This window comes from Arthrobacter sp. lap29 (assembly GCF_032458965.1).
Classification (GTDB): Bacteria; Actinomycetota; Actinomycetes; order Actinomycetales; family Micrococcaceae; genus Specibacter; species Specibacter psychrochitiniphilus.
This window is the reverse complement of the sequence record NZ_JAUCEK010000038.1, coordinates 1-1,229: the sequence shown is the minus strand read 5'-3', so window position 1 is coordinate 1,229 and position 1,229 is coordinate 1. Positions and strand designations below refer to the sequence as shown.

Sequence of the window (1,229 nt, the reverse complement as noted above, 5' to 3'; positions counted from 1 at the left end):
CAGTCTTTGAAAGGATTGTTCCCATGTCTTCTCGACCAACCTATTCCGATGAGTTCAAAGCTGATGCTGTTGCCTTGGCTGAATCCTCTGGCCGCCCTTTAGCTCTTGTAGCTGCTGAACTCGGCATCTCCCTGACCGCACTCAAACGCTGGATCAAGCTCTCCCATGAGGGCCACGAAGGCGGCGGCCCTAAACCTGATTTACCCGTGGATACCGCTAAATACAAGGCCATGGAAGTGCGGCTACGTGAGCTTGAACGGGAGAATGAATTCCTAAAAAAAGTTTCAGCGTTCTTCGCCAAAGAACAACGGTAGATGACCTCTATCGTCTTGTTCAGCAGCAGGAGAACGCTGGAGAAAAAGTAGCCTGGATGTGCCGAGAACTACGCGTCCCACGGTCGTCGTATTATCGCTGGAAAGAAGCAACAGATACGCCCACAACCATTCGCCACCGGGAGCTGACCGATCAGGTGGAGACTGTCTTTAAAACCTCCGACGGGATCTTTGGCCACCGCATGGTCCACGCAAAACTCAACACAGCCGGTGTTGATATCTCCGTGGGAACGGTGGCCTCGATCATGGCAGAGAATGGCTGGGCAGCCAGACGAATGCGGGCTTTCAAACGCACCACCATCCCCTCAGACCCGGAGAAAGTCTTCAAAGACTTGATCGGCCGAGACTTCACCGCTGCAACCCCAGGCACCCGCCTAGTCGGCGACATCACCTACTTGCGCACCGGTGAGGGGTGGCTGTACCTGGCCACCGTCATCGACCTATGCACCCGCATGATCGTTGGCTGGGCCATGGCAGATCACATGCGTGCCTCCCTGTGTGTCAGCGCGCTGACGATGGCCAGAGACCGCGGCCATCTGCAACGTGGTGGAATTTTTCACAGCGATCATGGCGTGCAATACACCTCCCGTGAACTTGGATCCTGGTGCACTGGCAACAGCATCCGCCAGTCCATGGGAGCCAAGGGCGTATGTTGGGATAATGCCGTGGCTGAGTCAGTCTTCTCGTCCCTGAAGAACGAGTTCTACCACCACTACAGCTTTGACACCCGCCAAGAAGCCAGGCGGGCCACCATGCGCTACATCGAGGTTTTCTACAATAGGTGGAGACCACACACCCACAATGACGGCCTACCGCCGGCAACGGCCATGGCCAACTTCACCACCCAAAACCAGCAACAACACCTCGCTGCCTAACCCAGAAAAAACTAACCAACTG

2 protein-coding genes are annotated in these 1,229 nt (G+C 55.7%); both read left to right on the top strand.

The window, feature by feature from the left end:
• Positions 1-23: 23 nt before the first annotated feature.
• Positions 24-314, top strand: coding sequence for a transposase (locus RY113_RS18415; protein WP_315915833.1), 291 nt, complete (start codon positions 24-26; stop codon positions 312-314).
• Positions 269-1,207, top strand: a complete 939-nt coding sequence (locus tag RY113_RS18410) for an IS3 family transposase (protein WP_315915834.1) — start codon at positions 269-271, stop codon at positions 1,205-1,207. Before RY113_RS18415 ends, RY113_RS18410 begins: the two co-directional genes overlap by 46 nt.
• The last annotated feature ends 22 nt before the right edge of the window (positions 1,208-1,229 follow it).